General features: G+C 58.6%; 19 protein-coding genes and 1 pseudogene. 9 read left to right on the plus strand and 11 right to left on the minus strand.

The annotated features are described in order from the left end of the window. Window positions 1-8: 8 nt before the first annotated feature. Window positions 9-620, minus strand: a complete 612-nt coding sequence (locus tag P3R82_RS30095) for a hypothetical protein (RefSeq protein ID WP_283196481.1) — start codon at window positions 618-620, stop codon at window positions 9-11. Then, the gene (locus P3R82_RS30100) at window positions 621-2,294 is read right to left on the minus strand and encodes an Eco57I restriction-modification methylase domain-containing protein (RefSeq protein WP_283196482.1); all 1,674 of its coding nucleotides are present in this window, start codon (window positions 2,292-2,294) and stop codon (window positions 621-623) included. Here P3R82_RS30100 and P3R82_RS30105 point away from each other — a divergent pair. From P3R82_RS30105 to P3R82_RS30115, 3 genes are all read left to right on the plus strand, one after another. Beyond that, complete coding sequence (locus P3R82_RS30105) at window positions 2,278-3,030, plus strand: IS6 family transposase (RefSeq protein ID WP_000602738.1); 753 nt, start codon at window positions 2,278-2,280, stop codon at window positions 3,028-3,030. The genes P3R82_RS30100 and P3R82_RS30105 overlap by 17 nt on opposite strands. Window positions 3,031-3,613: 583 nt before the next feature. Next, entirely contained in the window at window positions 3,614-4,042 is a 429-nt protein-coding gene (locus tag P3R82_RS30110; protein WP_012653051.1) for a DUF305 domain-containing protein, read from the plus strand. Between the two features lie 15 nt (window positions 4,043-4,057). Continuing rightward, complete coding sequence (locus P3R82_RS30115; RefSeq protein WP_041700177.1) at window positions 4,058-4,390, plus strand: four-helix bundle copper-binding protein; 333 nt, start codon at window positions 4,058-4,060, stop codon at window positions 4,388-4,390. A 98-nt stretch (window positions 4,391-4,488) separates the two neighbouring features. Here P3R82_RS30115 and P3R82_RS30120 read toward each other — a convergent pair whose 3' ends face one another. Beyond that, on the minus strand, window positions 4,489-6,702 hold the full coding sequence (locus P3R82_RS30120; protein ID WP_283196483.1) for a copper-translocating P-type ATPase: 2,214 nt from the start codon (window positions 6,700-6,702) through the stop codon (window positions 4,489-4,491). Between the two features lie 670 nt (window positions 6,703-7,372). On the opposite strand from P3R82_RS30120, the gene P3R82_RS30125 reads away from it, so the two are divergent. Next, the gene (locus tag P3R82_RS30125; protein ID WP_071207600.1) at window positions 7,373-7,945 is read left to right on the plus strand and encodes a cytochrome c; all 573 of its coding nucleotides are present in this window, start codon (window positions 7,373-7,375) and stop codon (window positions 7,943-7,945) included. 10 nt (window positions 7,946-7,955) lie between these two features. On the opposite strand, the gene cueR is transcribed toward P3R82_RS30125, so the two are convergent. The 3 genes from cueR to P3R82_RS30140 form a co-directional block, all read right to left on the minus strand. After that, complete coding sequence (gene cueR / locus P3R82_RS30130) at window positions 7,956-8,399, minus strand: Cu(I)-responsive transcriptional regulator (protein WP_012653056.1); 444 nt, start codon at window positions 8,397-8,399, stop codon at window positions 7,956-7,958. Between the two features lie 15 nt (window positions 8,400-8,414). Continuing rightward, window positions 8,415-10,895, minus strand: coding sequence for a heavy metal translocating P-type ATPase (locus P3R82_RS30135; RefSeq protein WP_283196484.1), 2,481 nt, complete (start codon window positions 10,893-10,895; stop codon window positions 8,415-8,417). 152 nt (window positions 10,896-11,047) lie between these two features. Further along, window positions 11,048-11,251, minus strand: coding sequence for a heavy-metal-associated domain-containing protein (locus P3R82_RS30140; protein WP_012653058.1), 204 nt, complete (start codon window positions 11,249-11,251; stop codon window positions 11,048-11,050). A gap of 204 nt (window positions 11,252-11,455) precedes the next feature. On the opposite strand from P3R82_RS30140, the gene P3R82_RS30145 reads away from it, so the two are divergent. The 5 genes from P3R82_RS30145 (at window position 11,456) to P3R82_RS30165 (ending at window position 17,424) form a co-directional block, all read left to right on the plus strand. Beyond that, window positions 11,456-11,830: a hypothetical protein gene (locus P3R82_RS30145; RefSeq protein ID WP_071207852.1), complete on the plus strand. Its 375-nt coding sequence runs from the start codon at window positions 11,456-11,458 to the stop codon at window positions 11,828-11,830. 122 nt (window positions 11,831-11,952) lie between these two features. After that, a complete protein-coding gene (locus P3R82_RS30150) occupies window positions 11,953-12,357 on the plus strand; it encodes a FixH family protein (protein ID WP_071207854.1) in 405 nt (134 codons plus the stop codon). Then, entirely contained in the window at window positions 12,354-13,781 is a 1,428-nt protein-coding gene (locus P3R82_RS30155; RefSeq protein WP_283196485.1) for an efflux RND transporter periplasmic adaptor subunit, read from the plus strand. Before P3R82_RS30150 ends, P3R82_RS30155 begins: the two co-directional genes overlap by 4 nt. Next, the gene (locus P3R82_RS30160) at window positions 13,778-16,972 is read left to right on the plus strand and encodes a CusA/CzcA family heavy metal efflux RND transporter (RefSeq protein WP_283196486.1); all 3,195 of its coding nucleotides are present in this window, start codon (window positions 13,778-13,780) and stop codon (window positions 16,970-16,972) included. Before P3R82_RS30155 ends, P3R82_RS30160 begins: the two co-directional genes overlap by 4 nt. Further along, window positions 16,969-17,424, plus strand: coding sequence for a DUF411 domain-containing protein (locus P3R82_RS30165; RefSeq protein ID WP_174153014.1), 456 nt, complete (start codon window positions 16,969-16,971; stop codon window positions 17,422-17,424). The genes P3R82_RS30160 and P3R82_RS30165 overlap by 4 nt, the downstream gene beginning before the upstream one ends. Window positions 17,425-17,515: 91 nt before the next feature. Here the strand turns inward: P3R82_RS30165 and P3R82_RS30170 are convergent. From P3R82_RS30170 to traG, 5 genes and pseudogenes are all read right to left on the minus strand, one after another. Further along, window positions 17,516-17,872, minus strand: a pseudogene (locus tag P3R82_RS30170) (DUF4396 domain-containing protein); the annotation flags it as partial. A gap of 125 nt (window positions 17,873-17,997) precedes the next feature. Beyond that, window positions 17,998-18,840, minus strand: coding sequence for an IS21-like element helper ATPase IstB (gene istB / locus P3R82_RS30175; protein ID WP_113178757.1), 843 nt, complete (start codon window positions 18,838-18,840; stop codon window positions 17,998-18,000). Further along, window positions 18,837-20,321: an IS21 family transposase gene (gene istA, locus P3R82_RS30180; protein WP_283193586.1), complete on the minus strand. Its 1,485-nt coding sequence runs from the start codon at window positions 20,319-20,321 to the stop codon at window positions 18,837-18,839. The genes istB and istA overlap by 4 nt, the downstream gene beginning before the upstream one ends. A gap of 141 nt (window positions 20,322-20,462) precedes the next feature. Further along, window positions 20,463-20,621, minus strand: a complete 159-nt coding sequence (locus P3R82_RS30185) for a hypothetical protein (protein ID WP_283196487.1) — start codon at window positions 20,619-20,621, stop codon at window positions 20,463-20,465. A 28-nt stretch (window positions 20,622-20,649) separates the two neighbouring features. Continuing rightward, window positions 20,650-22,111, minus strand: a 1,462-nt coding sequence (gene traG, locus P3R82_RS30190; protein ID WP_283196488.1) for a Ti-type conjugative transfer system protein TraG, incomplete at its 5' end; no start/stop codon positions are given.

The raw sequence follows: 22,111 nt of genomic DNA on the forward strand, positions 1-22,111 counted from the left end.
ATCCCGGGTCAACTCTCAGCGCAAATCAACAACCAGCCATCGACAGGTTCTTGGACGATGCCATTAAGCCACATTTCCAACTGGTCTCGCCACCATTCGACATTGTTGGTTTGAACATACCCAATCATCGCAGCCCGAGCATGTGCAGCTCCATGGTGACCTGCTTTAAACCGTTGAATGCCTCCAGCTGTACCGAATTTGTCGAAAAGATATTCGCGCTCATCACGGTCGGTCGCAACCGGCGTGGGCAAGCGTTTACATTCGACCGGGATGAGAGTCTGATATTCGCTGTATCTGCGCGCACCAATCCAGATGATATCTCCCCGTGGTGCAACGGTCAGATCTATTGCCCGCCGTCCATCTGTCTCATCCGGCTCTTCGCGCTTGAATTGCACCATGTCCCACCCGGGCGCATGACGAGAAAGGCTGCTCAGCCGCGAGCAGAGTTGGGATGTCAGCTTGGTCTCGCCACTGGCGGCCTCACGCTCGGGGTCGTCGCGCCAGTTTGGCAGCGCGTTCGCGATGAACTTGATAAGGGAATTGAGCCACTCATCTGGCAGGTGGATGCCTGATTTAAGTACGCCTGAGTGGCCGGTATAGTCGCTTTGGTCCGCCAGCATTCAGAAACCCTGTGCTCGCAGATCCGCCATGACGTCGTCCGCATCCCGGAGCGCCACAGAGCGGGTCCAAAATCGATGTCGGTCCGGTTTAAGCAGAAACAGAAAATTCTCATCGTAGAGCCTAACGATGCGCGTGATCGTAAGGCTCCTACCCCGCTTCTCTTTCAACAACGCATCCAGCTTGCTGCGCAGTTCATCGGTGCCGGACCAATCAACCTCGCCTTTTCCGAACACGAAGGCCTTGCAGATCGAGCCGGAGAACCATTGCGCGGGAAGCGCGCGGATCGGCGCACTGTCATAGACGGCTGCGATCTGCCGCGTGAAGGTTTCATCGAACAAGGTCAGGGCATCGATTGAAGCTGTGCGCATAATAGGCGCGCCTGCGCCCAGTCGTATGAAGTCACGCTGATGCTCAACGATGTCGGAGGCGATGATCCTCTCATTTACGCTGAGATCTAGATCCTGGTCTTCCGAATAAGGAAGTGCCAAGACATCGGCACTCAGAATAGCGGTCGCGCGCTGGGTGAACAAACGCGGGCTAATCCCAGCGATGTAGGCGCGAAGGGCTATCGAGTCTGTTTTCAACCACTGTTCGATATCACGCAATTGTTTCACCTGCCCGCGAGGCGCCGCGAAACCGACAATCTCGTGCTTGTACGTGAGGTAATGGCCTTCCCAAAGTCCGTGGTACAGGTCCTCATGCTCTTTGATCAGGAGCAGTGGCGGCGTGAAGCGGCGTTCGGTCTTTGTGTCTTTGATTGCTTGTTTTGGCACGAATCCAAAGGAGTTCACATCGATTCCGTCAGCGGAAAGCCCAGTCGTCGGCAACAACGGTTTACCGACTATGTGGCCCGCCGGCTTAGAAATGCCTTTCTGGCCGGCGATGTAGCCCTCGCCAAAATCCCACTGTTGCTTTGTTGCATAGTCTCGGAGAGTTGGATAACTGCGAAGTCTGTTGATGAAGTCGTGGACTCGTCCGCCACCAAGAAGATTGGCACGCCAAATATCGCGGCACTCCGCCGCATCGGAATTCTGGACCCAATGGAGGTCGTAGTAATCGATATCAAAACCTTGCTCGGCCGTTGCGCGGCCATTACGCCGGAAGACGGCGTGGAGCAATCGGCTGTCGGAACGTGGCGGTGCGGCCTCGCTGACCACAACAACGACCTTGGGATCTGCGTCGCCTTTCTTGAATAGTCCGCGCACTGAAACAAAGTCGAGCAACTCCCTAACGTTCCAATTCTTGAAAAACGTCTGACGAAAGCCAGACGCGTACTGGTTATAGAGAAACCCGGACGGCTCGATCATTGCCAAGACGCCACCCGGTTCGAGAATTTTCATACCCTCGTGCAGAAACAGGTAAGCAATCTGGTTGTCAGCAAGCCCGCCATAAGTACGCGCATAGTCTTTCGCGCTGGCCAGAGCCGCCTCTGTGGTAAGCGACGATTCAAATGGAGGATTGCCGACAAGAACCGAGACCGGCGCGTTCAACACACCTTTCGCCTTTGCCTCAAAGAAGCAACTTGCGTGCAAAGTTTCACCCCCAGACGGGGGAATAATTTGATACTTTTCCGGGCCTTGTCGCAAATTCTTCAGGTTAACTCGATGTTGACCATGGGGAGAGAAGTTGCCGCTCCTGATATTGCGGAGCGAGCCGATGATTTTGAATACCATTGCCGAAAAGCTGAAGCGCCAGTCGAAGGATGATTTCAAGGGCAGGCATTTCGAGGCCTGGCTGATTGTACAGGCGGTTGCCTGGTACTTGCGCTACCCGCTCAGCTATCGTGACTTGGAAGAGATGTTTCGCGAGCGGGGCTTCGAGGTCGATCATAGCACGATCAACCGCTGGGTATTGGCTTATGCACCTGTCATCGAGAAACGGCTGCGGCAGTTTCGTCGACCCCATTGCGGCTCGGTCCGGATTGATGAGACCTATGTCAAGATCCGCGGCAAATGGCGCTATCTGTACCGAGCCATCGATAAGCATGGCAATCCGGTGGATTTCCTGCTGACCGCTAAGCGCGATCTCGACGCTGCCAAGCGGTTCTTCCGAAAGATGCTTAAAGATGAACCCTTGTTGTCGCCGAACAGGATTGGGACGGACGGGGCCAACACCTTCCCGTCAACGATCAAAACGTCGGTTGATGATGGGCTTCTCCATCCCGATCCCGTGCATTATGTGACCAAACATCTCCAGCAGGGGATTGAGAGCGACCATTTCCGGGTGAAGAAGAACATGCCGAAGATCGGCGGTTTCCAATCCTTTAACACGGCGCGGCGAACCATCGCGGGTTTCGAGGCGATGCTGTGGCTGCGGAAGGGCTTTGGCTTTTCAGGCGGCTGGACCGTCAATGACCAGAATGATTTGCTTGCGCGCCTCTTCGGACTGCAAAAGGTTAACAAAGCATGAAAATACCGGCCTTGGCTGGGTGATAGCTGCCTCCAGAAGTGTTTGCGACACGCCCGTTCCAACGCTGGCAAGGTCAAGAGCGGCAGTCGAACGAAATTGATTTGTAGTCGTTGTCGGGTGGCGCTTCACGGAACCGATGGCGAACCTGAGCGTTTCTCAGGGTCATTCACCGGAGCATCGCAGGAGCGTCACTTGCATGCCTAAGGGAAAATCTTCCATGTTCGGTCGCAGCATAAAAAAGAGAATGTGTCTAATTCTTGCGATACTTCTCATCTTGTCAAATATCCATGGAACGGCGCTGGCGGGTGGCGCATCTGCCGATCACTGCCCTTCAATCTCTTCATTGGCATCTAGCCACGATTCTAAAGGTTCTGTTGGACACGCTTGCTGCCCCACCATGATTTGCTGCCCAATCTTAGTCTCGGTGGACGTGCTTGGTGGTCCAGACAGACGGAGGGCTGTTGTATTCGTCGCGGTCGAACAACCAATCAGTTTGCTGTTTCTTCGTCCGGACTATCCGCCCCCAAAGCTTCTAAGCTGAGTTGCGAAGCGTACCAAATTGTATCCAATCAGGAGAACTAAAATGAAAACTATCGTAAGAATCTCGCTCGCCGCTGCATGCGCTTTGTCATTGCTCACTGTCATGCCCGCCATGTCGTTCGCAGAGATGGCCTATCCGGAAAAGTGTAAGTCCGAGATGGACATGTCAAAGATGGATATGAAGTCCGGTGACATGGGCATGGGCGACATGATGACCGACTATCAGAAGGCATCGATGGAAGGCATGAAGTCGATGCAGATGAACATGATGCAGGGCATGATGAAGAAGGACGCAGACGTTGCCTTCGTGTGCGGGATGATCGCCCATCACATGGGCGCGATCAGCATGTCCGAGGTCGAGCTGAAATATGGTGACAACGAATGGGCCAAAAAATCCGCACAGAAGATCATCGACGCGCAGACCAAGGAAATCGCCGAGATGACTGACTGGCTCGACAAGGAAGCGAAGTAGGAAGGAAGCATGACCATGCATCACATTTCAGATGAAATGAAAGTCTGCATCGACAATTGTCTCGCCTGCTATCGCGAGTGTTTATCGATGGCTATGGGGCACTGCTTGGAAATGGGCGGCGAACATACGGAGCCGAAGCATTTGAAGCTTATGATGGCCTGCGCGGAAATTTGCCGGACTTCGGCTCATTTCATGCTCCTGGGTTCAGAGCATCACAAGCACGTGTGCCGAGAATGCGCTGAGATTTGCGCTCAGTGCGCCGATGATTGTGAGCGCGTCGGGGACATGGAGTCGTGTGTAGCGACTTGCCGTCGCTGTGCGGACAGCTGCGCTAAAATGGCGGCCTGAAAGTTGGGGGAGAGCACTCTCACATGCTCTTCCCCAACACTTAGTTTATCAGGCGACAGCCTGCGACGCAGAAAGCAGCGTCCATTCTCGATCCCACCTCATATCCGCACACTCCTCAATCTCAAAGCATTGCCAATCACGCTTACCGACGAAAGCGCCATGGCAGCCGCTGCGATGATTGGGGACAGCAAAAGCCCGAACGAGGGATAGAGCAATCCGGCGGCAATCGGTACTCCAGCCGCGTTGTATATGAAGGCGAAAAACAGGTTCTGCCTGATATTGCTCATTGTCGCCTGGCTCAGTTCACGAGCCCGCACGATCCCCTGAAGGTCGCCCTTCAGCAGGGTTACGCCAGCACTCTCGATCGCGACATCGGTGCCGGTCCCCATGGCAATTCCGACATCGGCCGCAGCCAGGGCGGGAGCGTCGTTCACACCGTCCCCCGCCATTGCGACGATCCGGCCTTCTTCTCGCAAACGCTTCACGATCTCGCTCTTGTCTTCCGGCAGGATTTCGGCTTCGACCTCGGTGATCCCAAGCTTGCGTGCGACTGCGGCGGCCGTCGTCTTGTTGTCGCCCGTCAGCATCACGACCCGGACCCCTGCCTTGAGCAACGCTTGGACTGCGTCGGGTGTCGTCGTCTTGATCGGATCGGCGATCGCTAAAAGGCCGCCGAGGTCGCCGTCTACCGCTACGAAAATGACTGTTGCGCCTTCTCCTCTCAGTGCCTCCGCCTGGCTGGTAAGAGCCGAGACATCGATATGAGCTTCCTCCATGATGCGGTGGCTGCCTATGATGAGCCTGCGTCCGTCGACACTTCCCGTAACCCCTTTGCCAACCGGGCTATCGAAATCTTCCGCGACGCCGAGAACCAACTGGCGCTCCGTCGCCGCGTTGACTATGGCAGTTGCCAGTGGATGCTCGCTCGCTCGTTCCAGCGTTGCCGCCAGGCGCAGCAGTTCGGGTTCTGTGAACCCATTTATCGCGGCCATGGACGTTACCTTGGGTTTACCCTCGGTCAGGGTTCCGGTCTTGTCGACGACCAACGTGTCGACTTTCTCGAAACGCTCCAAGGCTTCGGCATTCTTGATCAGGACACCAAGACCAGCACCCCGGCCAACGCCAACCATGATCGACATCGGCGTTGCAAGGCCCAACGCGCAGGGGCATGCGATGATGAGCACCGCGACCGCGGCGACAAGACCGTGGGCAAAGCGCGGTTCTGGACCCCAGATCATCCATGCTGCGAATGCGACGATGGCAATGCCGATCACCACGGGGACGAACCAGCCTGAGACTTCGTCGGCCAGGCGCTGGATGGGCGCTCGCGAGCGCTGGGCGTCCGCAACCATGCGGACGATCTGCGACAGCATGGTATCGCGGCCGACTTTTCCTGCCTCCATGACGAAGCCACCGGTCTGGTTCATCGTCCCGCCTATCAGCTTTGCACCGACCTCTTTGGTGACGGGCATCGATTCACCGGTGATCATCGATTCATCAACCGAACTGCGTCCTTCGATAAGGCTGCCATCGACCGGGACCTTTTCACCGGGGCGAACCCGAAGCCGATCCCCGACGACAACCATTTCCAGGTCGATGTCCTCGTCGACACCGTCGCGGACGCGGCGTGCCGTCTTGGGGGCAAGGTCAAGAAGTGCGCGGATGGCTCCACCGGTCTGTTCACGGGCTTGCAACTCCAGAACCTGTCCCAGCAACACCAGCACCGTGATGACGGCTGCAGCTTCGAAATAGATGGCGACTGAACCGTCTGCGGAGCGGAAAGTGGCGGGAAACAGACCAGGTGCAAGGGTTGCAACAACGCTGTAAGTCCACGCGACCCCGGTCCCCATTGCTATCAATGTGAACATGTTCAGGCGCATAGTGACGAGGGACTTCCATGCTCGCTCGAAGAATGGAAAGCCTGCCCATAGGACGACAGGTGTAGCCAGAACAAGCTGAATCCAATTCGAGGTCTGGGCACCAAGCACCATGTGAAGATTGGTGAGGTGTCCACCCATCTCCAGCATGAGGACGGGCACGGACAGAACGAGCCCGATCCAGAAACGGCGTTTCATGTCGAGATATTCGGCGCTTGGCCCGGTATCCGTTGTGGCTGCTTCCGGTTCAAGAGTCATCCCACAGATAGGGCAGTTCCCGGGGCCAATTTGCTTTACCTGCGGATGCATAGGGCATGTGTAAATTACGCCCTCCGTCTGATACGTCACTGAACTCTTTTGGGCCACGAGCGTGGCCTGAGCACCGTGCCCTTGATGATGATTGTGGTGACTTTCATGGCTTTTTTGCTCGTCCATTAGATAGCTCCCTGTTGGTTCGTCTCCAGGACTTCGAAAGGAAACGCAGCACGGCGGCCTCGACAATCGCCACCGGAATGGTCGCCGTGCAGCTATGGCAGGCAACCGAAGGATCATACCGCCGTTGAGCGGAGGTGTTCAGAGAACGGATCAGGGAGGGCCGAGAACAGGTCGGTAGCTGAGACCTGTGATTGACTGCTGAGGATGAAGGTATCTGCGAGGGACAGACCCTACGTGAAAAACACCAGGGTTCGTAGGCGGAAGGATGACATTGCACAGGCTGCACACGCTTTTGCAGCAGACCATCTGCTCGACATGGTGGCGATCATCTTGGCGAGCTTCTTCGCCCATGGACGTTTCGACATGTAGCGCTTGAGGTAAGTCGTTATCGCATAATTCGGAAGCAGCCTCGGCCATCGGCGCGACGAGGAACATAATTGCGACCAAAACGGCCAGCAATCCTCTCGCGTATCGTCGAATGGTTTGGCTTACGGCGATCATGATGTCGTTCGGTCCCTATCGTCGTACTCAAGCATAGTACCGTGGCGTGGCAAGAGTTGCGTTGATCCTGATCAAGCTCAAGGACGGTTTCAGACCCAGAAGGTTTGGCTCCGGTGTAACGGGATGGTCAAAAACAGGAGGAATAGCCTCCGGCAAAATGGAGTGTAGCATGGCATTGAAGGCGAGAGTGACGAAACTGGCCACTTCGGCGCTTTCAATAGTCATTTTCGGCACGGTGATCTCCTTGGCTATCGCTCAAAACGCTGCGCCCGGCAAGGTTGTCCAAAGACAGGATGGTATGAAGGCGATGGCAAACGCCGCCAAGTCCATCGACGCCATGTTCAAGGACTTGTCGCCCTATGACGCAAGAGCTTTCAAAGCGGCCGCCGAGACCATTCTGGCTCACTCGGGACTTAGCCTGTCGGCGCTGTTCGACGGCTCCGGTGCCACGCCTGGCTCAAAAGCCAGCCCAAGCATTGAAACCGACCGCCAACAGTTCGACAAGCTGGCAAAAGAGCTTGGCACGTACGCCTCCGCGCTGTCTGTCGCAGCTGACCGAAATCCCGACACACTTGGACCAGAAACGCGGATGCAAACGGGAGATGCCATGGGAGGCGGACCGCTCGCAAGAAAGGTAGACGCAGAGAGGGATGCAGCGTCAATGCCCGCAGAACACGCTTTTCACATGATGCTTCAGACTTGCACGTCGTGCCACGCGAAGTTTCGGGTCAACATGGACTGATCAAATTCATTTAGACAACGTTGGCGAGGCCAAACTTGGATGGCATACCAGGCCCGATGTTCTCCAAGGTGTCGGCGAAACCTTCGATGATCGGGCAGTCCGGCCGATCATCGCCGTGGCAATGGCTGGCGAGATGCTTCAACGTCTTCGTCATAGCGGCAATCGCCGCAGCCTTGCGCTCGAGTTCCGCGATGTGTTCAAGCGCGATCGCCTTGACGTCGGAGCTTGCCCGCGAACGGTCCCGCCACAGGGCCAGCAGCGTCTTCATCTGCTCCACCGAAAACCCGAGGTCACGAGCACGGCGAATGAACTGCAGCGTATGGACGTCGCTGTCGCCGTATGTGCGGTAGCTCGACTCCGTACGGTGTGCGGGCGTGATCAACTTGATCTGTTCGTAATAGCGGATCATCTTGGTCGAGACGCCCGAAGCCTTGGATGCTTCACCGATGTTCATCGTGGTTTCCTTCCGTCAGGTTGTCTTGAAGCGTCGCAGGCGCAGCGCGTTGGCTAGTACGAACACGCTGGACAGGCCCATCGCGCCTGCGGCGAGGATCGGCGACAGCAGCGTGCCGTTAACCGGGTAGAGGACGCCGGCCGCAACAGGCACGAGGCTGACATTGTAGGCGAAGGCCCAGAACAGGTTCTGCCGGATGTTGCGGATTGTCGCCTTGCTGATGGCAATCGCCCGCGGCACCCCGTTGAGATCACCCGACATCAGCACGACATCGGCGCTCTCGATAGCGATGTCGGTTCCGGTCCCGACCGCGAGGCCAATGTCGGCTTCCGAAAGGGCCGGCGCATCGTTAATGCCGTCGCCGATGAAAGCCACCTTGCGCCCGCCGCTCCGCAGCTTGCGGACCGCTTCGACCTTGCCGTCCGGCAGGACTTCGGCGACGACTTCGTCGATGTCGAGCTGGCGGGCGATGGCCTGGGCGGTGCGCCTGTTGTCGCCCGTGATCATCGCGACCTTGAGACCGAGCGCATGTAGGGTCTTGATGGCTTGCGGTGTCGTGTCCTTTATGGGGTCGGCCACCGCGATGATTGCGGCCAGTTTACCATCGATGGCTGCATAGAGCGGAGACTTTCCCGCATCGCCCAGAGCGGCCGCCTGGTCCGCGAACGACGAGACATCGATTCCGTTCTTGGTCATGGACCGGTCCGCACCAACCAGCACTGTCCGGCCGTCGATCCGGCCGCTCACCCCGTAGCCGGGGGCAGCCTCGAAATCGGAGACGTTAGAGAGTGAAAGGCCGTCGGCCTTCGCCGCTGCGACGATGGCTTCGGCGATCGGGTGTTCGGACTGCGTCTCCAGGCCTGCCACGAGCCGCAGCGTTTCAGCGCGGTCGAAGCCGTCGCTGACAACGAAGTCTGTCAATTCCGGTTTGCCCTTCGTCAATGTACCGGTCTTGTCCAATGCTACGACGTCGACGTCGCGCAGGGTCTGGAGTGCTTCGCCCTTGCGGAAGAGGATACCGAATTCGGCGGCACGGCCCGTGCCGACCATGATGGATGTCGGGGTCGCCAGGCCCATGGCACAGGGGCAGGCAATGATCAGCACGGCCACAGCGTTCACCAGAGCGAAGGTCAGCGCTGGCGAGGGGCCGAGTAGCAGCCAAGCCAGGAAAGTGGAGACAGCGGCTGCGATGACAGCAGGAACGAACCATCCCGTAACCCGATCGACGAGCGCCTGGATCGGCAGCTTCGAGCCCTGCGCCGCCTCGACCATTTTGATGATCTGGGCGAGAAGCGTGTCCGCGCCGATCTTCGTCGCCTCGAACGTGAAGGACCCCGTTTTGTTGATCGTGCCGCCAACGACATCGTCGCCAGCGGATTTTTTCACCGGAACGGGTTCGCCAGTGATCATGGACTCGTCCACGTAAGAACCACCATCGACGAGGCGGCCGTCGACCGGGACTTTCTCGCCGGGGCGGATGCGCACGATGTCGCCGAGTGACACGTCTCCGATTTCGATCTCGATGAAGTCCTCGCCTCGCTTCACATGCGCGGTCTTCGCCTGAAGGCCGATAAGGTGCTTGATCGCCTGGCTTGTCTTGCCTTTTGCCCGCGCCTCGAGGGTGCGGCCAAGCAGGATCAGCGTGACGATGACGGCCGCCGCCTCGTAGTAGACGTTGGCGGTTCCCGGCGGCAGGATACCAGGAAGGAACGTCGCGACGACGGAATAACCCCAGGCAGCCGACGTGCCCAGCACCACCAGCGAATTCATGTCGGGGGTCCAATGAAGCAGGTTGGGAACGCCCTTCCTGAAAAAGCGGAGCCCAGGTCCGAACAGGACGGCGGTGGCGAGCACGAACTGGATGACGAGGTTGTTGCCCATGCCGATGTTCACCATGATCCAGTCATGGACGGCCGGGATGAAATGCGACCCCATCTCGAGGACGAACAGAGGAAGCGTCAGCGCCGCGGACAGGGCCAGCGACATCTTCAGGCGGTTGGCCTCGCGGTCTCGACGATCCTCGTCGTTGTCCGTGGAGCGGACAGCGGTTATCCTGCGCACCTCATAGCCCGCGGCGCGTACGGCATCCTCAAGGACGAGTGTGGAGGTTCCGGAGACGACACGAACGGTAGCCTTTTCGGTCGCGAGGTTGACCGTTGCTTGTCTCACACCCTGAACGGACTTCAGTGCCTTCTCGACGCGGGACACGCACGAGGCACAGGTCATGCCCTCGACGCCGAGCTCGCGGGTTTCGAGTTTGGGTTCATAACCGGCCTTCTCGATAGCCTGGAGGACAGCTTCGGTTGGTACCACCTCATTATAGGTGACGGTTGCGCGCTCGGTGGCGAGGTTGACGATGGCGGAAGCGACCCCCGGAACAGCGACGATGGCTTTCTCGACACGCACGACGCAGGACGCGCAGCTCATGCCTTCGATCCCGAAATCGGTTGGAACGAGCAAGGTCTTGGAGGCTTCGATCTTCGGGATGGCAGTCATCGGGCAATCCTTTTGCTTAACTGCTCATATGGTTAGTCCTTCCAATCATGGGAAGGTCAAGAGGTGTCGTGGGAATTCGTACAACAGATTTCGCGGATAGAAAGTGCCTGGGTTAAGGCCGCCCCAGCAACAGGGACGGCCGCTGATCTAACTCAACGTGTCGTGTAAGACACCGGATATCCCGCGTCTTGGATCGCCTTGCCGATGATGGCCGGGTCCAGCGTTGTTTCGACAGTTGCGCTCTTGGAAGCGAGGTCTACGGTGGCGACTGCAGCCGGATCGGCGGCTTTGATGGCTTTCTCGACGGTGCCCTTGCAGTGGCCGCATGTCATGTTCTGGATATTGAACTCATACATCTTGATGTCTCCTGTCGATGTGCTGGTTTGATATGGGGCTTCCAACGATGGGAGGGTCAAGGCCCAGTGGCCAAGATTTGGCGTTTCCGAATCCGGGCACACGCGGATGGATCAACCTCTTCGACGAGATCCCGCATAAACAGCGGCAGCAATTTTCCGTGAGATGTCTTCCCATGGCGATGGCTCCGTGCCATGACTAGTGCCATGAGGTTCGTAAAGGTCATCTATCGACTGCTGTTCGTGACCGCCATTCTCGGGATCGTCATCGGTCCGATGAGCGTAGGCGCGGCTGACAGCGTCATGGCCGCCTCACTGCCTGTGGTGATGGACGGTATGGCTGGCATGGACATGCCTGACGACCTGCCGTGCTGTCCCGACGAACAACCGGACAAGCCAGACTGCGCGAGCAAATCCTGCCCGTTTGCTGTGATCTGCACGACGATGATCGTCGGTCAACTGGCAACCTCTCATTCCTGGTCGTTGAATATCGGTTGGGTCGCTCATCGGTTCCTCATGCCCCCGCATGGGGAGCTTGCTTCCTCACTGGTCTACCCGCCAGTCCGTCCTCCACGAGTCTGATCTCACGTCCTTGAACACGTCGTCGATTCAGCACGGCCGCAGGTTCGCGTCCGTGCTGTAGCGATGGCGATCCATTTGACTGAGGACGAGGTCGCAGACCCGTCCGAATGAGACATTGAACCATGAGAAATTTCACCTTTAACGCGAGGAGCCCGCTCTTCGCCGGCGCATTTCTGTTAGGCACCGCCAACGCTTCGTTGGCGGGAGCGCAGGACTACGAATTCCAAGCCGTCCAGACCGAGATCAAGCAGGGGCCGGCGGCGACCGTGTCCGTACGCCTGATCGACAAGCGCACGGGCAAGACCGTTCCCGACGCCGTTATCTTCACGACGCGGATGGACATGGCTCCCGATGGCATGGAAACGATGACCACAAAGGTAGACCCGGCAACCTCCGGGGAGCCGGGCGTCTACGCCTTTACGACCAATCTTTCCATGGAAGGCGGATGGCGTTTCCAGGTCGCCGCCAAGGTCCAGGGTGAGCCTGAGACCGTCAAGGGCGAAGTCGTCCTGAAGGCTGTCCCGTGAACATCCCGCGCATCATTGCCACGCTCTCCCTCGCCGCGATCGTCGGCGGGGGAGGCTATTGGGCCGGGAAGTACGATGTCGGTGCATTTTTTCAGGGGGGCGTCAAAGGGACCGGGATGGCCGCCGAGGCGGAACCGCGACGCGAAGGAACGGGAGCGGTGATCTATTACCGCCATCCGGACGGGTTGGCCGAATACTCCGCCACGCCAAAGAACACCGATGACGGGCGGCTATTCGTTCCTGTTCGAGCAAGCGAGGACATCAGCCTCGGCCCAAGCGGAGCCGTCGCGCCGTCACCCGATACGGCATCCGTCTCACTCGAGCGTAAAATCTTGTACTACCGCAACCCCATGGGGCTTCCCGACACGTCCAAGGTTCCGAAGAAGGATTCAATGGGGATGGACTATCTTCCCGTCTATGACGGCGACGTCAGCGACAGTTCAACGGTGAAGGTCCCTCTCGGTAAACTCCAGCGGACGGGGGTGAGGACTGCGCTGGCCGAAGTGACAACCGTCAGCCGGAAAATCCGAGTACCCGGGACAGTCACATTGGACGAGCGTAGGGTGAGCATCATTTCGATGCGGGCAGATGCCTTCGTGGAGGACGTGGCGAATGTCACGACCGGCGATGCGATCACGAAGGGAGAAAACCTCTTTCAGTTCTATTCAAAGGAGATCGCCACCGCCGGAGCGGAATACGCAGCCGAGATGCGCAACGGGGCAAAGTCCAACCCTGACTCCGGGGCGGCGCTTCGTTTGAAAAATCTGGGCGTACCCACGGCAACGATCGGCAGCATCGCGACCGAGAGGAAAGTGCCGCAAAGTATCGCTTACACGTCGCCGCGTGACGGCGTCGTGCTCGAGCGTATGGCTGTGAGCGGCATGATGGCCGAGGCTGGCGACATTCTTTTTCGCATCGCAGACGTGTCCAGGGTCTGGGTGATCGCCGACGTACCGGAATATGAGCTAAGCGCGGTCCGCAAGGGAGCCGTCGTTTCCGTGATCGTCCGCAATCTGCCCGGCACGACATTCAAGGGGACGGTCGATCTCATCTATCCCGAGGTCCAGATGCAGACCCGGACGACGAAGGTCAGGATCGAGCTTCCTAACCCTAGCGGCCAACTGATGTCCAACATGTATGCCGAGGTCGAGATCGAAGCCGGATCTGGAAACCCAGTCGTCGCCGTTCCCAACAGTTCGGTCATTGACACGGGCGACCGCCAGCTCGTCTTCATCGATAAGGGCGAGGGCAGGTTCGAACCGATGAACGTCGCGCTGGGTGTCCGAGGTGAGGACATGACCGAGATCACCAAAGGGATCGCCGCTGGCGACCGTGTGGTCGTGTCGGCCAACTTCCTGCTGGACGCCGAAAGCAACCTGAACGCCGCGTTGAGCGCGCTGACAGCGGATGAGGTGAAACCATGATTGCCAACATTATCTCATGGTCCGCCCGCAACTTGGTCCTCATCTTCGTCGGCGCTGCTCTTTCCATCGCGAGCGGTGTCTATGCGTTGCGCACGCTTCCGCTCGATGCCATCCCCGACCTCTCAGACGTCCAGGTCATCGTGTTCACCGACTATCCCGGCCAGGCTCCGCAGGTAGTCGAGGATCAGGTCACCTATCCGCTGACGACCTCGATGCTGACCGTGCCGAAGTCTAAGGTCGTCCGTGGGTTCTCGTTCTTCGGCGTTTCGTTCGTCTACGTGATTTTCGAGGACGGAACCGACCCCTACTGGGCGCGCAGCCGAGTGCTCGAATATCTGAACGCCGCCGCGAGCCGCCTGCCGGACGGGGTGTCACCGAGCCTCGGTCCCGATGCGACGGGTGTGGGCTGGGTTTACCAATACGCCGTCGTCGCCAAGGAACTGTCGCTGGCCGAACTTCGGTCGCTTCAGGACTGGGTCGTGCGCTTTGCCGTCTCCAAATCCGAGGGCGTTGCCGAGGTGGCCAGTGTAGGCGGCTTCGTCAAGCAGTACTCCATCGTCGTCGACCCGGCCCGCCTGAAGGCCCAGAGCGTCTCGCTTTCCGATATCGCCAACGCGGTCCGCTCCAGCAACCGCGACGTCGGTGGGCGCACGATCGAGCTTTCCGAGTTCGAGTTCATGGTCCGGGGCAAGGGCTACCTGCAGGGCATCAAGGACATCGAGAACATCGTCCTCAAGACGAATGCGGGGGTTCCGCTGCGTCTGTCCGACGTGGCCAGGGTCGAACTGGTCCCAGACGAGCGGCGCGGCATCACCGAACTGAACGGCGAGGGCGAGGTCGCCAGCGGGATCGTCCTTCAGCGAGACGGAGCCAACGCGCTGACCGTTATCGAAAACGCCAAGGAAAGCTTGGCGGCGGTACAAAACAGTCTCCCGGCAGGTACCGAGATCAAGCCCGTTTACGATCGCTCGACGCTGATAGAAGCGGCAATCGAAACCCTCAAAGCCACGCTCATCGAGGAGTCGATCGTGGTCGCCCTGGTGACGATCGCGTTCCTCTTGCACGTTCGCAGCGCGCTTGTGGCGATCATCATGTTGCCGATTGGCATCCTGATGGCGTTCATGGCGATGCGTGCGCTCGGCCTCGGTTCGAACATTATGAGCCTGGGCGGTATCGCCATCGCCATCGGCGCGATGATCGACGCGGCCATCGTCATGATCGAGAACGCCCACAAACATCTCGAGCGTGCGCCACCGGGCAAGCCTCGAACCGAGGTCCTTATCGAAGCGGCGAGCGAAGTCGGCCCCGCGCTGTTCTTCAGCCTGCTGATCATCACCGTGTCGTTCCTGCCGATCTTCACGCTGGAATCGCAGGAGGGCCGCCTGTTCGGGCCACTCGCCTTCACCAAGACGTTCGCCATGGCGGCGGCCGCACTGCTGTCGATCACGCTTGTCCCGGCACTGATGATCCTGTTCGTCCGGGGCCGCATTGTCCCGGAACACAAGAACCCCCTCAACCGACTGCTGATCTGGATATACCGCCCGGTGATCGCTGGCGTCCTGAAGGCCAAGAGCCTTACGATCCTGGCGGCTATCGTAATCCTCGCCGTGACCGTCTGGCCCGTCCAGCACATCGGCAGCGAGTTCATGCCCAGTCTCGACGAAGGTACGCTGATGTACATGCCGACAACGCTGCCCGGCCTGTCGGTGACAAAGGCTGCCGAACTGATGCAGACGCAGGACCGGATCATCAAGTCGTTCCCGGAAGTCGAGACTGTATTCGGCAAAGCGGGGCGCGCGCTGACGGCGACCGATCCGGCTCCGACGGAGATGTTCGAGACGATCATCACGTTGAAGCCGAAATCCGAATGGCGGGCGGGGGTCACGTCTGACAGTCTCAAGCAGGAAATGGACGCTGCCCTCCAGTTCCCTGGCGTCTCCAATGCCTGGACCATGCCGATCCGCGCCCGCATCGACATGCTGTCCACGGGGATCAGGACACCCGTCGGCGTCAAGGTATATGGCACCGAGCTGAAGGAGATGGAGAAGGTCGCCCGTGACATCGAGACAGTCCTCAAGACCGTTCCCGGAACGTCCAGCGCCTACGCCGAGCGTGTTATCGGCGGATACTATCTCGACATCATCCCTGACCGCATGGCTCTGGGCCGCTACGGACTTTCCATCGACGACGTCCAGGACGTCATCGGGATGGCTCTCGGCTCCGAGGTCGTCACTTCCACTGTCGAGGGCAGAGAGCGTTATGGCGTCGCCATCCGTTACCCAAGGGCGTTTCGAAGCGATCCGCAATCCATCGCCCGCGACGTCCAGGTTTCCTTGCCGGGAGGCGGTACGGTTCCGTTGGGCGAGGTCGCAGAAGTCAAGCTCACCCGCGGCGCCACGACCATCAGGACGGAGAACGGCCAACTCGCCGTCTACATCTTCGTAGACATCGCCAACCGCGACCTTGGTGGCTACGTGGCGGAAGCTCAGGCCGCCGTTGCGGCCAGCGTCGAGATGCCGCCAGGCTATTCCGTCACATGGAGCGGGCAATTCGAATATTTGGAACGGGCAAAGGACCGGCTAATGATCGTCGTCCCGCTTACGCTGGCGCTGATCTTCCTGTTGCTCTACCTGAACTTCAAGGCGCTGACCGAAACACTGATCGTCATGCTGTCCCTGCCGTTCGCGCTGGTCGGCGGCATCTGGATGATGTGGTGGCTGGGCTTCAACGCATCGGTGGCGGTCGCCGTCGGCTTCATCGCGCTTGCGGGCGTGGCGGCCGAGACCGGGGTGATCATGCTGATCTACCTCGACCATGCGCTGAGGGACGAGAAGGCAAAGTGCGAGGCCTATGGAAGGATATTCGGACGGGAAGACCTCAACAGGGCCATCATGTTCGGAGCGGTCGAACGGGTGCGTCCCAAGATGATGACCGTCGTCGCGATCATGGCGGGCTTGGTGCCAATCCTCTGGAGCACGGGCGCGGGATCGGAGATCATGCAACGGATTGCCGTGCCGATGATCGGCGGAATGGTATCGTCCACATTGCTGACGCTGGTCGTGATCCCCGCCGTCTACGGCATCGTCAAGGGCTGGAAACTGCCAAAAACCACACTTTCGCACGAAACATTACCAACGCAGAATACAATGGAGCGCATTATGTTGCCATTACCGAAAGGAACTATCGCATGAACCGGAGACAATTCATTTGCTCGGCAGTCGCGAACGTTGTTGCAATCAGGACCCTCCCAGCATGGGCGTCCCAGCTTGAAATGACGGTCTACAAGGACCCAAATTGTGGGTGTTGCAAAGCCTGGGCCCAAGCAATGCAAAATGCGGACTTCGCCGTCACCATCCGGGATATGGATGACCTGAGCTCCATCAAGACAAAGTACGGAGTGCCGGCCGCGATGCAGGGGTGCCACACAGCTGTTGTCGGACCGTATTTCGTTGAAGGCCATGTGCCTTTGGAGGCGGTCGAGAAGTTGCTGAAAGATGCGCCGGACATAGCGGGGCTCGCGGTTCCTGGCATGCCAGCTGGCTCACTTGGAATGGGGGATAACCCAAATGCCAAGTACGATGTCTATGCTGTAGGAAAAACCGGATCGAACTCGGTTTATCTGCAAGTCCTACCCAAGGCATAATGCCACCTCGGCGGAATCGCCAGAATTCGGAGACCGCCCATTTTCCACATTCGCCCTCTAGCAACACAAGATTGCCATGACAGGGGCCATATCCGCTCATCGCATTGATGCTGATAAACTCAGGCATAAACGACTTTTGGACATTCTCCCAAGCTGCCGCGCATCATGTGCTCTGTGAGTATTGCCTAAAAAACAAAAAAAGGCCGATGGTAAAACCTGCGACGTATTCGATAATGATATCCAGCCACATAGGGAGACCGAGAACCGCGTTAATGACCGCCGCAATGATGATGCCGGTCCCATCTCCCGCCACGCAGTGGATCGTGCTCCCGACTCATTGTTTCCACAAAGGCTTCATTAACTCTTCGTGGGTTCCAGGCACCGGTTCCTTGTCGGCAAGGACGTAGACCAGGAGCCCAACTGGTCCAAAATAAAGCGTCACGAGAATTTCCGCCGTTGGAAGGTCAACGCGTATAGCGCGGCAATCTGGAAGGAACTCGCGCGACAATCTAGATGGGACTGTTGTGTCGCGGACAGTGGGACTTTAGCAGCGTGATTGACGCTGGCAAGCGGTCATTGCTCTTCTAATTGTCGCGGAGCGTCAATCTGTGTAGCCTCGTTGATTGTCGCGTAGATTGGAGGCCGCCCGCGTTGCCGTTTTGCCTCCATAGCTGAGCGGCGACGGTAGCTCTCGACGTTCATCTCGAAGATCGTGGCGTGATGAACGAGGCGATCCACCGCGGCGAGCGTCATGGCGGGATCTGGAAAAACTTTGTTCCATTCGCCAAAGGGCTGATTTGCGGTCAGCAGGATAGATCGCCGCTCATAGCGTGCCGAGATGAGCTCGAAGAGGACGCTGGTCTCAGCCTGATCCTTTGCGACATAGGCAAGATCGTCGAGGATAAGCAGATCGAACTTGTCGAGCTTGTTGATGGCGGATTCCAGTTGCAGTTCGCGTCGCGCGACCTGGAGCTTTTGAACGAGATCCGTCGTCCTGGTGAAGAGCACGCGCCAGCCGTTCTCGACCAGCGCCAAGCCGATGGCTGCCGCAAGATGGCTTTTACCGCCCCCCGGCGGCCCGAACATGAGAACATTAGCCCCCTTCGCCAGCCAGCTATCTCCCGCCGTCATCGCCATGATCTGCGCTTTGGAGATCATCGGCACGGCGTCGAAGGCAAAGCTGTCGAGCGTTTTGCCCGGCGGCAACCTGGCCTCGGACAGATGGCGTTCGATCCTGCGTCTGTCACGTTCGGCAAGCTCATGCTCGGCGATAATCGATAGGAAGCGGGCCGCGGGCCAACCCTCTCTGTCGGCCTGTTGGGCAAAGTCTGCCCAAAGCATCTTGATCGCCGGCAAGCGAAGCTCGTTCAACATAATGCTCAGACGGCCAGCATCGATATCATTGGGATTGGTCATGCGCGTTCTCCCACCTGGTCGGCGCTGACAAGGACCTCGTAGCCGCTTAGCGGTGCCAGATGGACGGAGACGACGGGTAAGGCGGTGGGGTCGGGCGCAAAGTGCTTTCGCAACTCAGCCATATCGGGAAGCTCGCCGGCATCCAACGTTCTGGCCAGTTGCTCGGCCAGTTCGCGTTCGCAGGTTCGCTCATGGGCCAGCGCCAGGATCTCGACCATGGTCTTGCAGGCCTGCTTGTCGGTCAGCCGCTCCAGCAAGACCTCGAAGGTTTGCCGATATTCCAGCCTCGGGAAGAGCTGGTCTCGATAGACGAGCCGCAATAGCGCCATCGGCTTCTGACGGAGGGAGTGAATGACGTGCCGGTAATTGACGACCTGGCTGTGGCGACCATCTGGATGTCCCCGCCCTCGGGAAAGCGTCATGAGATAGGTGCCGCCGACGAACACATCAAGTCGGTCATCGAAGAGGCGCACCCGTAGCCGATGACCGATCAAGCGGGAAGGCACACTGTAGAAGACTTTGCGCAGCGAGAAGCCGCCGGTGCGCATCACCCTGACAACCACCTCCTCGAAGTCTGTCGTCCTGCGCTGCGGCAGGTCCTGAAGATGAGGTCTTTCTGCCTCGATACGCTTGAGATTGTGGGCATTGCGGCGGCTAACGATCTCATCGATGAAGGCACGGTAGGCGGCAAGATCGTCGAAGTCGTTGCTGCCGCGCATGAGCAGCGCATCACGGATCTCTGCCTTGATATGCCCGTGCACGCTCTCGATCGAGCCGTTCTCGTGGGCGATGCCTTTGTTATTGCGCGTTGGCTTCATGTGATAGTGAGCGCAAAGTTCCTCGTATCGAAGCGTCAGATCCTCCTGCTCGTCGGCAGTCAGGTTGCGGAACGCCGCCGACAGGCTGTCGCTGCGATGGTCATGCGGCGCGCCGCCAAGGGACCACAGGGCGTTTTGTAGCCCTTCCGCCAGGGCGACAAAGCTCTCGCCGCCGAGGATGACATGACCATGTTCGAAGCCGGAATAGGCAAGGCGGAAGTGATAAAGGAGATGATCGAGCAACTGGCCGGCGATCGTGACCTCCAGACTATCCATGTTGGTGAAATCCGAAAGGCCCAACCGGCCGGGCTCGTGAACCTGCCGGAAGATGACCTCCTGCTCTGCGCCATGCACAGCGCGCCAGGAGCGAATGCGCCGCTCCATCGTCCGACGAATGCCGTCCCCAAGCTCCGGGTGGCGGCGCAACATCTCCTCGAATATCGCCACCGCCCGTATTCCGGGCGCAGCCTGAAGCAGCGGCACGATCTCGGCGTCAAAGATATGGGCCAGTGGATCCGGACGCCGGCGCTCTCGCGGTTTTGTCTTTTGAGATGGCAGACGCGGATCCTTCTCGATCCGGAAAGCTGTCGTGCGGCCGATCTCGGCTTTTGCAGCAGCAACCGTGACGGAATGATTTTGACGTAACTTCATGAAAAGCCTCATTTGATGATCGTTTACATGGCGACCTGGCACAAAGTGATTCTCCGGTTATGGAAAATCGCCAGATTGACCGCGATCACAGGCGCAAGGCATGCCTGAATTTGCGCCACGGGTGGTGGGCATAACTTCGATCGGGCTACGCCCTCACTCCGTTACGCCCACCACCCGCAAAGTCCCATCCTGATTGTCGCTCGAATTCCACGTTGATCGTCGCGCGGCAATGGCCTCAATTTGATGGACGCGGCATTCTTCGATGGCCTTTTCTGCCGTGACCTGTGCCTCGAAGGCTTCCCAATATCTCATCGCCCGATCTCCGGGTCTGGGTTCTCCCTCAGACCTTGATTTCCAATGGTCCACGTTTTCCATGGAAGCGGTTATCGCCAACGCAGGACTTCATGTCGGCTCGCCGGAACCACATCGCGCGACCGCATCGAATTGGCGCATTTCCCCCGGTGAACACAATCTGCTCATCGGCACGCATGCGCAGGACTTCGTGCGGCTGGATCAATGGTCGGCTGGCAAGTTGCTTTGATCGGGTTCGTGACGAACCCCTCGCCTGAAAACTCCGGCTGACCTGGTCGATTTCGACTGTCGTTGTTCCACAACGCCGGGAGATATAGTCCGCGGTCTCCGGATCGTTGATCGCTGAGAAACTGATCCAGCTCGCGCTTTCGAACCACTTGCTGGTGGCGTCGCGTCCGCCATAGGTTTCGCGCATCTGGCCGATCGACTGATAGATCATCAGAAGCGTGATCCCATACTTGCGGCCGGCATCGCGTGCCGTCTCAAGAATCCTCATGAAACCCAGGCGAGCGACCTCGTCGAGGAGGAACAGAGCGCGTCCCGGCATCGCCCCGTCACGATTATAGATGGCGTTCAGGAATGAGCCGATGATCACCCGGGCCAGACCTCCATGGGTTTCCAGCGTTTTGAGATCCAGGGCGACGAACACGTCGGTCTTTCCCGACGCGATGTCATCGGTCGAAAAGGTCGAACCGGACACGAGACCGGCATAGTTCGGATAGCTCAGCCAATGTGTTTCTTTGATCGCATTGGCATAGACACCGGAAAATGTCTCCGGCGTCATGTTCACGAACGCTGCCACGTTCTCCTTCACAAAATCGGACTCGGAGTTGTCGTAGATTTCCTGAAGCCGCGCCCGCAGCTTCGGCTCCGGTTCCGATAGGTTCATGCGCACTGTCCGCAGCGTCTGATCCTTCTTTTCCGTATGACCCGAGAGGCAGACATCGGCGATGATCGCCGTCAGCAGCTGCAAGCCGGATGCCCGAAAGAAATCGTCCCGTACGCCGCTGGCGCGGCCGCTTTCGCTCATGATCCACGAGGCGACCGCCGCGATATCCTCTTCCTTCGTCCCACCATGCTGACCGATCCAGTCGAGGGCATTGAACCCGATATCCGGATCCTTCGGGTCGAGCACGATAACATCTCGGCCGGCCTTAATCCGGTGCGCCTTGACCATCGGCGCCACCTCATTGGATGGATCAAGTACGATCAGCGTGCCGCCCCATTTCAGCGCCGTCGGAATCGTCACCGACGTGGTCTTGAAGCCGCCGGAGCCGGCGAACACGATGCCATGTGACGATCCGAACGAACCATCGAAGCAGAGCAGCGGTGACTTGCCCCCGGCGCCCCATGTCTCAGGCTTATCGGCCCGAAAAGAAAGTGCCGCCGTGCTGTCGCGATCGACACGATACCGCTCTCCGATCACGATGCCGCCGGCCTCTGCGAACAGCTTCTCTGCTTCCGGCAGTTTCATCCATTCCGCCTCGCCG

Origin of the sequence: Rhizobium sp. AN80A (genome assembly GCF_030053015.1) — a bacterium.
Taxonomy (GTDB): domain Bacteria; phylum Pseudomonadota; class Alphaproteobacteria; order Rhizobiales; family Rhizobiaceae; genus Rhizobium; species Rhizobium metallidurans.